The 9,226-nt window shown below is 68.6% G+C and carries 9 protein-coding genes; 3 read left to right on the top strand and 6 right to left on the bottom strand.

Features of this window, described 5'->3' with window-relative positions; all coding sequences use genetic code 11:
* On the top strand, positions 1-271 hold a 271-nt coding region (locus ACFE7U_RS05890), incomplete at its 5' end, for a VOC family protein (RefSeq protein WP_375408799.1).
* Between the two features lie 31 nt (positions 272-302).
* Here the strand turns inward: ACFE7U_RS05890 and ACFE7U_RS05885 are convergent.
* The 4 genes from ACFE7U_RS05885 to ubiE form a co-directional block, all read right to left on the bottom strand.
* A complete protein-coding gene (locus ACFE7U_RS05885) occupies positions 303-506 on the bottom strand; it encodes a hypothetical protein (protein WP_375408798.1) in 204 nt (67 codons plus the stop codon).
* 241 nt (positions 507-747) lie between these two features.
* Positions 748-2,019: a bifunctional phosphopantothenoylcysteine decarboxylase/phosphopantothenate--cysteine ligase CoaBC gene (gene coaBC / locus ACFE7U_RS05880; protein WP_375408797.1), complete on the bottom strand. Its 1,272-nt coding sequence runs from the start codon at positions 2,017-2,019 to the stop codon at positions 748-750.
* A gap of 205 nt (positions 2,020-2,224) precedes the next feature.
* Positions 2,225-3,778 (bottom strand): 2-polyprenylphenol 6-hydroxylase, encoded by a 1,554-nt coding sequence (gene ubiB / locus ACFE7U_RS05875; RefSeq protein ID WP_375408796.1) that lies wholly within the window; start codon positions 3,776-3,778, stop codon positions 2,225-2,227.
* Between the two features lie 49 nt (positions 3,779-3,827).
* Complete coding sequence (gene ubiE, locus ACFE7U_RS05870; RefSeq protein ID WP_375408795.1) at positions 3,828-4,601, bottom strand: bifunctional demethylmenaquinone methyltransferase/2-methoxy-6-polyprenyl-1,4-benzoquinol methylase UbiE; 774 nt, start codon at positions 4,599-4,601, stop codon at positions 3,828-3,830.
* Positions 4,602-4,732: 131 nt separating this feature from the next.
* On the opposite strand from ubiE, the gene mutM reads away from it, so the two are divergent.
* Positions 4,733-5,698 (top strand): bifunctional DNA-formamidopyrimidine glycosylase/DNA-(apurinic or apyrimidinic site) lyase, encoded by a 966-nt coding sequence (gene mutM, locus ACFE7U_RS05865; RefSeq protein WP_375408794.1) that lies wholly within the window; start codon positions 4,733-4,735, stop codon positions 5,696-5,698.
* Between the two features lie 85 nt (positions 5,699-5,783).
* A complete protein-coding gene (locus tag ACFE7U_RS05860; RefSeq protein WP_375408793.1) occupies positions 5,784-7,202 on the top strand; it encodes a diguanylate cyclase domain-containing protein in 1,419 nt (472 codons plus the stop codon).
* Between the two features lie 27 nt (positions 7,203-7,229).
* Here the strand turns inward: ACFE7U_RS05860 and ACFE7U_RS05855 are convergent, their stop codons facing one another.
* Together ACFE7U_RS05855 and ACFE7U_RS05850 are read right to left on the bottom strand one after the other, a co-directional pair.
* Complete coding sequence (locus tag ACFE7U_RS05855; protein WP_375408792.1) at positions 7,230-8,816, bottom strand: c-type cytochrome; 1,587 nt, start codon at positions 8,814-8,816, stop codon at positions 7,230-7,232.
* A 42-nt stretch (positions 8,817-8,858) separates the two neighbouring features.
* Positions 8,859-9,221 (bottom strand): hypothetical protein, encoded by a 363-nt coding sequence (locus tag ACFE7U_RS05850; protein WP_375408817.1) that lies wholly within the window; start codon positions 9,219-9,221, stop codon positions 8,859-8,861.
* Between the last annotated feature and the right edge of the window lie 5 nt (positions 9,222-9,226).

Below are 9,226 nucleotides of genomic sequence, written 5' to 3'. Positions count from 1 at the left end.
CGAACCGCGCTTCCGCGACTTCATCAACGGCGAGATCTGCGACGCCACCAAGGCCCAGGAGGTGCTCACCTGCCTTTCGGTGGAGTCGCGCGAGGACGTCGACGACCTCCTCGCCAAGGCCCTGGCGGCCGGGGCGAAGCCCTGGAAGCCGATCATGGATTACGGGTTCATGTATGGATGCAGCTTCCAGGACCTCGACGGCCATGTCTGGGAACTGATGCATATGAGCCATCCCGCCGGAGACGCATCGGCGATGCCTGAACCGGCATGAACCCGACGAAGGCGGTCCGCTCGCCGTCGCGTCAGCCCCGCGGCACCGTCTTCTCGGCGGAACGAGACAGCAGGGTCCAGCTCAAGGTGGACGGCGCGAAGGTCGCGACGAGATGGATGACGATGATCGGTCCGAACACCAGCGACATCATCACGACCATGATGACGGCGACGTTGGCCGGCTTGCTCGGCACGTCCGCGCGGACGCGCCGGGAGAAGGAAGGAAACAGGGTCATGGGCTCACCTCGTTCGACCGGCCGCCAGAGGCCGGTCGCGGGCGAGCCCGATCAGCCGATCAGGCGAGAAGCACGCTCATGGCCGAAGGCGGCGCGGTCCATCGACTACTGTCGCTGGGCATAGGGTTCAGTCATTCCTGTGGAGCCGTCGGACTGGATCGAGGGATGGTCCGACGGCGGCCCCGCAATGATGCGGCGCGGGACGTTAGTCAAGCGTTAACGCGCCACGCAACCAAGGAGTTCACCGCATCTGCAGATGCGCGGCAAAGCGCTCGACGAGCCGTTTGCCGACCTCCTCCTTAGCGAGGGTCGGCCAGGTCTCCACGGGGCCGTCGCGGGTGAGGAGATGCACCGTGTTGGAGATGCCGCCCATGACGCCGCCCTCCACCGAGACATCGTTGGCCACGAGGAGGTCGCAGCCCTTGCGCAGCATCTTCGCGAGGGCGTGATCGATGACGGAATCAGTCTCGGCGGCGAAACCGACGACGAGGGTCGGTCGCCCATCCGTCCGGGCGGCGACGGTGGCGAGGATGTCGGGATTCTCGACCAGCGCCAGCGGCGGGATCGCCGCACCGTCCTTCTTGATCTTGCTCCCGCGAAGGTCCGCCGGTCGCCAGTCGCCCACCGCGGCGGCGAAGACCGCGATGTCGGTGGGCAGCGCAGCCTCCACGGCGGCGAGCATCTCGCGGGCCGTCTCGACCCGCACGACGTCGACACCCGGTGGATCGGGGATCGCCACCGGTCCCGAGATCAGCGTCACCACGGCGCCGGCCTCCGAGGCGGCGGCCGCGATGGCATGGCCCTGGCGGCCGGAGGACCGGTTGGCGAGGTAGCGGACGGGGTCGATCGGCTCATGGGTCGGGCCAGACGTGACGAGCACGCGCCTGCCCGCGAGCAACCCTTTGCCGGCCTCGTCGGAGGCCCGGCCGGCGAGGAACCCGAAGCCGGCTGCCGACCGGACATCAGCCAGCATCGCCTCCAGTGCGTCGGCGATCTCCGCGGGCTCGGCGAGCCGTCCGGGGCCGAACTCGGCCTCGGCCATGGCGCCCTCATTCGGGCCGACCACCCGGACCCCGTCGGCCTTCAGGGTGGCGAGGTTTCGCTGCGTCGCCGGGTGCTGCCACATCCGCACGTTCATCGCGGGCGCGATCAGGATCGGCAGGGTGGTGGCGAGCAGCACCGTCGCGGCCAGATCCGAGGCATCGCCCTGCGCCATCCGGGCCATCAGGCTGGCGGTGGCCGGCGCCACGACGACCGCGTCGGCGTCCCGGGCGAGTTTGATATGGCCGATCTCGGCTTCGTCGGCCCGGTCGAACAGGTCGGTATGGGACCGCTCGCCGGCCAGGGCGGCGGCGGCCAACGGCGTGATGAACTCCTGGGCGGCCTTGGTCAGCAGCGGCCGCACGGCCGCCCCGCGCTCGCGCAGGCGGCGGATCAGGTCGAGCGCCTTGTAGGCCGCGATGCCGCCGCCGATGACGAGGAGAATGCGGCGGCCGCCGAGAGACTGGGACATGCCCCTACCCACGAGCATTCGGCGCGGCGCGTCAAGGGTGGGAGATGCACTGCAAGCGGGTCGGAGCGCCTAGACGACGGGCCGCCGGACGTCATGGCGGATGGCGGCGGCCTCGGCGCGCTCGTCCACGCGGTCGACGATCAGGTCGGCATGAACGACGTTCTCGCTGTCTCGCCTCGCGGATTCGATGCCGCTTTGCATCGCCTTAGCGAAACGCCATCACCAGCGCCCCCACGGCGATCGCCCACAATGCCACCGTCGACCACACCGCGCGCTGGCGCTCCTTGCGGGCGGCCAGCGCGAGCTGCGCCTCGTCGGGGGCGGACTCGTCGAGGCGCACCAGAATGCGGCGCAGGCGCTGGGCGAGGTCGGGGATGTCGGAGACAACTTCGGCGAGCGTCAGCACGGCGCGCCCGGCACCCTCCGCCTTGCCGATCGGCCCGAGGTTGCGTGCCACCCAGGAACGTACCACCGGCTCGGCGCCGGTCCACATGTCGAGCTTCGGGTCGAGGGAACGCGCGACCCCTTCCACCACCACCATGGTCTTCTGGAGCATCACGAGTTCGGTGCGGGTGCGCATGTCGAAGAGGGCGGTGATGTCGAATAGCAGGGTGAGCACCTTCGCCATCGAGATCTCGTCGGCCTTGCGCTGGTGGATCGGCTCGCCGATCGCCCGGATGGCCTGCGCGAAATCGTCCACCGAGTGGTGCGCGGGGACGTAGCCGGCCTCGAAATGGACCTGGGCGACGCGGCGGTAGTCGCGCAGGATGAAGCCGAGCAGGATCTCGGCGAGGAAGCGCCGCTCGCGCTGACCGAGCCGGCCCATGATCCCGAAATCCACCGCCACGAGGATGCCGTCGGCGTCCACGAACAGGTTTCCGGGGTGCATGTCGGCGTGGAAGAAGCCGTCGCGGATCGCCTGGCGCAGGAAGCTCTGGATCACCGCGCGCCCGAGTGCCGCCGGGTCGTGCCCGGCGGTGACGATGGCGGCGCGGTCGTTGAGGCGGATGCCATCGATCCATTCGCTGGTGAGCACGTCGCGGCCGGTCAGTTCCCAGTCCGGGCGCGGCACCCGGAAGTCGGGATCCGTCTTGGTGTTGTCGGCGAGTTCGGACATGGCGGCGGCTTCGAGCCGGAAATCCATCTCCATCATCACCGAGCGGGCGAGGATCTCCACGACCTCCCGGGGGCGCAGGCGCTCGGCCTTGGGCGAGAGCGCGTGGACCACCCGCGCCACGAAGCGCATGACATCGAGGTCGCGCTGGAAGCCCTCGCGCACGCCCGGACGCATGATCTTGACGGCCACGGCGCGCTGCGTCCCGTCCGCATCAAGGACATGCGCCTTGTGGACCTGGGCGATCGAAGCCGCCGCGATCGGCGCGCTGAAGGAGACGAACAGCTCGGCGATCGGCTTGCCGAAGGCGGCGACCACCACCTTCTCGGCGATCGCCTGCGGAAAGGGCGGCACCCGGTCCTGCAGCCGTTCGAGATCGACGGCGGCGTCCATCCCGACGATGTCGGGGCGCGTGGCGAGGAACTGCCCGACCTTGACGTAGGAGGGCCCGAGGCGGGTCAGCGCCCGCTGCAAGGGACCGGCCCCGTCGCCGAGCCCCGGCCGCTCCAGCATCCGTCCCATGCGCAGGGCGAGGCGCAGATGCGGCGGCAGGGGGTCGGGATCGACGAAGGCGAGACCGCCTTCGCGCGCCAGCACGAAGCCGACCCGCGCGCCGCGCAGGAGGTTGACGAAGGCGCCCAGCACTAGCGGATCACCCGCAGACGCGAGGTCCGATCCCTCATCGGCTGCGCCATCAGGCGATCTTCCAGCCGGAATGGATGGCCACGACGCCTCCCGTGAGCGGGCGGTGGCTGACGCGCGAGAACCCGGCCGCCTCGATCATTCCGGCGAAGCGTCCGGGGGAGGGGAACTTGCGGATCGATTCCACGAGGTAGCGGTAGGATTCGGCGTCCCCCGCCACGCGGGCGCCGAGCCGCGGGATGACGTGGAAGGAATAGGCGTCGTAGATCCGGTCGAGTCCCGGCAGGTCGACCTTCGAGAATTCGAGGCACAGGAAGCGCCCGCCCGGCTTCAGCACCCGCCAGGCCTCGGCCAGCGCCGTCTCGATCCGCGGCACGTTCCGGATGCCGAAGGCGATGGTGTAGGCATCGAAGGTGTCGCTCGGAAGCGGCAGCGACTCGGCGTTGGCGGTGACGAAGTCGATGCGGCCGGTGAAGCGGTCGCCGGCCCGCTCGGCGCCGACCCCGAGCATCGCCTCGTTGATGTCGAGCACCGTGACGTGGGTGTCCCGGCCACCGGCTTCGAGCACGCGGAAGGCGACGTCGCCGGTGCCGCCGGCCACGTCGAGATGACGGAACGGCCGGTTGCGCGGCGGCCGCAGCATCGCGATCAGATGGGACTTCCAGGCCCGGTGGAGCCCCCCCGACATCAGGTCGTTCATCAGGTCGTAGCGCTTGGCCACAGACCGAAAGACATCGTCCACCCGAGCCTGCTTCTCGGCGAGCGGAACGCGCTCGAACCCGAAATGCGTGCTCGACTCCCTGGCCGGCTTCTCGGCTGAACTCATGACGCTGATCCCTTCGCGGGAGCGTCATAGCGAAACGCCGGACAGATCGCCATGTGCCGGATCGTCGGGACGGGATAGACCGGCCGATACCACAGACCTCATCCGGATGAAGCGGTCCTCGACGGAGCCCCATGCCAGAGCTGCCCGAAGTCGAAACCGTCCGCCGCGGACTCGGCCCCGCCATGGTCGGCGCCCGTTTCACCCGCGTGACCCTGCGGCGTCCCAACCTGCGCTTCCCGTTCCCGGAGCGCTTCGCCGAGCGCCTCGCGGGCGCGACCGTCGTCGATCTGGCACGGAGGGCGAAGTACCTCACGGCCGGGCTCGATACCGGCGAGACCCTGATCATGCATCTTGGGATGAGCGGGCGCTTCGACGTGGCGCTGCCGGACGGCGCCAACCTGTCGCCGGGGGATTTCTACCTCGACGGGGCGCTGGGCACGCCCAAGCACGACCACGTCGTCATGGCGATGTCGAACGGCGCCACGGTGACCTACAACGACGCGCGCCGCTTCGGCTTCATGGATCTCGTCCCCACAGATGGCCTCGCGACCTGCCGGCATTTCGCCCGGATGGGGGTCGAGCCGCTCGGCGACGGGCTGAGCGCGCAGGCGATCGCACGGCTGTTCCGCCACAGGATCACCCCTCTCAAGAGCGCGCTTCTCGACCAGCGGTTGATCGCGGGCCTGGGCAACATCTATGTCTGCGAAGCGCTGCACCGCGCCGGGCTGCACCCGGAGCTGCCGGCCGGGGCGCTCGCCAGGGCGGACGGGTCGCCGACGCCGAAGGCCCGCCTGCTTGCCAGGGTGATCCGCGACGTCCTCACCGAGGCGGTGGCGGCGGGAGGTTCGACGCTCCGCGACTATGTGCGGACCGATGGCAGCAGCGGGGCGTTCCAGCATCGCTTCCGGGTCTACGATCGAAGCGGCGAAACCTGCACCACCAGAAAGTGTACCGGCACCGTCGCAAGGCTCGTTCAGGCGGGACGCTCGACCTTCTATTGCACCACATGCCAATCCCTGCCGGTGGACAGAGTCTCGCCCCAGGGCAGGGTGGCCCATAATGAGAGGACGGGGAAGCGCTCGCGCACTGATTGTTAAGCGGTCCGAGGCGACACTCGATGATGGGCACATTCGACGTTTCGTTCGTCGGCTGAATCCGACTTTCGGAGGACACATGTATCTGGTGGCCGGCAACGAAGCCGACAGGCTCGAAGCGATCCGCAGCCTCGACCTGTCCGAGACCGTTCCCGATCCGCGGTTCGACGCCATCTGCCGGACGGCGGCGGCATTGTTCGGAGCCCCGATCGCCCTGGTCTCGATCGTCGAGGCCGAACACCAATGGTTCAGGGCCAAGTGCGGTTTGGACGCCGACAGGACATCACGTAACGTCTCGTTCTGCACCTACGCCATCCTGGCGGACGATGTCTTCGTCATCGAGGACGCGACCCGCGATCCGCGCTTTGCGGACAATCCCCTGGTGACCGGTTCGCCCGGCATCCGGTTCTATGCCGGCGCCCCGCTCCTCCTCAGTCCCGGCATCCGCTTCGGCAGTCTGTGCGTGATCGACTCGGTCCCGCGCAGCTTTAGCGAGAAGGAACGGTGCCAGCTCCAGGATCTCGCCCTCATCGTGGTGGCGCAGTTGCGCCAGGCCAAGGTCGAGGCGGACCTGCGCGACAGCGAGGCCCATTATCGCCTGCTCGCCGACAACGCGAGCGACATGATCGTGTGGTCGGATCTCGACACGACGCGGCGATACGTATCGCCCGCGGCGCTGGCGCTGCTCGGCTACGAGCCGGGCGAACTTCTCGGTACCCGTCCGATCGACGGAGTCCACCCCGACGACGCCCCGGCCTATCGGCGCCTCCTCGACGACCTCGGACAGGCTCGCGTGCGCAACGCGGTGAGCCGGCAGCGGTACCAGCGCAAGGACGGAAGCTGGACCTGGGTCGAGGTCACATTCAACCTGACCCACAATCTGAAGGACGGCACGCCCGACGGTTACGTCGCTGCCGTGCGCGACATCAACGAGCGGATGGAGGCGGAGCGTCGGATCGCCCATATGGCCCAGCACGACGCGCTCACGAACCTTGCCAACCGCACCCTGTTTCAAGAGGGGCTCGCCCAGGAGATCGCCCGGTCGCGCCGGCGTGAGGATCAGTTCGCCGTCTTCTGCCTCGACCTCGATCGCTTCAAGGCGGTGAACGACACCCTCGGCCATCAGGCCGGCGATACCGTCCTGCAGACCGTGTCGGCGCGCATGCACGATCTGGTGCGGACAGAAGACACCCTCGCTCGGTTCGGCGGCGACGAATTCATGGTCCTGCAGACGGGAACGACACAGCCGAGCAGCGGGCAGGCCCTGGCCCGTCGCCTCATCGAGGCGGTCCGGGAGCCGATCAGCGTCGATGGCATCACGGTCGGCATCGGCCTCAGCATCGGCATCGCGGTCGGCCCACAGGACGGTGTGGACGGCGATGGGCTCTACCGCCAAGCCGACCTCGCCCTCTATCGTGCGAAGGCCGGCGGCAGGAACACGTTTCGTTTCTACGACGACGGAGCGGACGACGCGTTCCTGTCCGCCCCCCTGGCGGCGAGCGCCTGAGGCGACGCCCTCGTCAGTTCGCCATCGTCAGTTCGCCTTGGGCACCGCGGCCGGGAGGGTGTCGGCCCGTTTCTCGGGGTTCCTGACTTGGCTGTAGACGATGCTGCCGAAGCTCCCGATCACCGAGTGCCATCCCGCCTTCTCGTAGAGGGGTTTGTCGCGGCCGGCCTTGCAGAAGGCGGTGATGAGGCCGTTGACGAGATCGTCGGTCTTGGCATTCGCGGCGGCAGACTTGATCCTGGGCAGGAGGGCGTCGACCCGTGGGATGAAATCCTGGGGCTGAATGTCCTTCAGGGCCTCTGCGGTGCCGGCGGCCTCGATCGCCCTGGCGATGTCGGGCTGGGCGATCTCGGCGCAGGGGGCGGTGCCCGAGAGCATCGTCTCGGTCCGCTTGCGCGCCTCGGAGACGAGACCGCGTTCGGCGATCACCGGCGCCTTGTTGCCCCATGAGTTGCGGATGTAGTCGGTCACGTCGGCGACCTGGGCATCGGTCATACCGGTGCCCACCGCCGGCATCGGCGCGTAGCCGTTCTGGGCGCCGAGCCCGCCCAGGATGACGCGGAGCACCGTTTCGGAGCCCTCCGCCTGGACGGAGGTATTGCCGGCCAGAGCCGGGATCGCCCCGGGCACGCCCTGCCCGTCGGGCTTGTGGCAGGACGAGCAGTAGCTGAGATAGGTCCCCGCGCCCGGTGCCCCTTTCTGGTCGAAGGCCTGGAGATCCTTGACCTTGTAGGTCTCCTTGGCCTTCTGCGTGCGCAGGTAGGCGACCATCGCCCTGAGGTCGGCGTCGGTCATCCTTGACAGGGATTCCTCGATGGTCTGGCGCATCGGCCCGGCGGCGACGCCGGGCTGGTTGCCGGGGGCCGCGCCGGTCTTGAGATAGGTCACGACCTGGTCGTCGCTCCAGCCGCCGATGCCCTGATGATCGTCGGGGGTGATGTTGGGGGCGTACCATCCGTCGATGACGCCGCCGCCGAGCTTGCCCGCCATCCCGCTGTTGCCGACGATCTTGTTTTCGTTGTGACACATGCCGCAATGGCCGAGCCCCTCGACAAGGTAGGCGCCGCGGTTGACCTCGGCGCTGGCGTTGGGGTCGGGCTTGAACTCGCCGGCCGTGAAGAAGGCGGTGCGCCAAGTGATCAGCGCGGTGCGGATGTTGAAGGGAAACGGGATCTCGGAGGCCTTGCGGGCCTCGTTCACGGGCTCGAGCGAGCGCAGGTACGCGAAGATCGCCTTGACGTCCTCGCGCGTCACCTTGGTGTACCAGGCGAAAGGGAAGGCCGGGTAGAGATAGGAGCCGTCCTTGCCGATGCCCTCGTGCAGGGCGCGGGCGAACTCGTCCTCGCTCCAGTTGCCGAGCCCCGTCTCCTTGTCCGGCGTGAGGTTGGGCGTACGGATCTTGCCGATGGGCGTATTGAGTACGTAGTTGCCGGCGAAGGGCTTGCCGCCGGGCGCCGTATGGCAAGCCACGCAATCGCCGGTGGTGACGAGGTATTCTCCCCGCTTGACGAGATCGGCATCGCTCCCTTGGGCAAGGGCGATTGGTATGCCGGCGGCGAGGAGGGCGGCACTCAGGGCAGCTGCGTGCGAGGCACGTGCGTGGATGCGAACCATAGGGCTGGTTTCCCTCGCGCGATTACCACCGACGGAACTGTCTCAGCCCTGGCGCCGCACCGGGAACGTCATAATTTTCGAGCCGGTTCCGTCCTCACGCATTTGTGGTTCGAGGAGAGGTTGCATGCTGGGCTCCGGCCTGCCGCGCAGCCGGAGGCCGAGTTCGCAGGCATGGGCCACGAGCGAGCCGAGGAGGCAGGCGGCGATGACGGACCATGACGCATCGGTGAGCGCCGCCCGCACCGCCAGCATCAGCGCGGCGCCGGAGGCGAGGTTGCAGAGGAGGGGAACCGGTGCGGGCCCGCGCCCGGTTCGCCGGCGCCAGAGGAGGAGTGCCGCCGCCTCCAAAGCCACGAGGACGAGGATGGCATCGACGATGCGCCCGCTGGCGAAGAGCTCGGTCATGGTCA

Origin of the sequence: uncultured Methylobacterium sp., from assembly GCF_964251405.1 — a bacterium.
In the GTDB taxonomy this organism is placed as follows: Bacteria; Pseudomonadota; Alphaproteobacteria; order Rhizobiales; family Beijerinckiaceae; genus Methylobacterium.
This window is presented reverse-complemented; position numbering and strand designations above follow the sequence as displayed.

Coding starts and splice junctions, on each gene's coding strand:
- ACFE7U_RS05885 (WP_375408798.1), bottom strand. CDS start 506: ATGACCCTGTTTCCTTCCTTCTCCCGGCGCGTCCGCGCGGACGTGCCG.
- coaBC (WP_375408797.1), bottom strand. CDS start 2,019: ATGTCCCAGTCTCTCGGCGGCCGCCGCATTCTCCTCGTCATCGGCGGC.
- ubiE (WP_375408795.1), bottom strand. CDS start 4,601: ATGAGTTCAGCCGAGAAGCCGGCCAGGGAGTCGAGCACGCATTTCGGG.
- mutM (WP_375408794.1), top strand. CDS start 4,733: ATGCCAGAGCTGCCCGAAGTCGAAACCGTCCGCCGCGGACTCGGCCCC.
- ACFE7U_RS05855 (WP_375408792.1), bottom strand. CDS start 8,816: ATGGTTCGCATCCACGCACGTGCCTCGCACGCAGCTGCCCTGAGTGCC.
- ACFE7U_RS05850 (WP_375408817.1), bottom strand. CDS start 9,221: ATGACCGAGCTCTTCGCCAGCGGGCGCATCGTCGATGCCATCCTCGTC.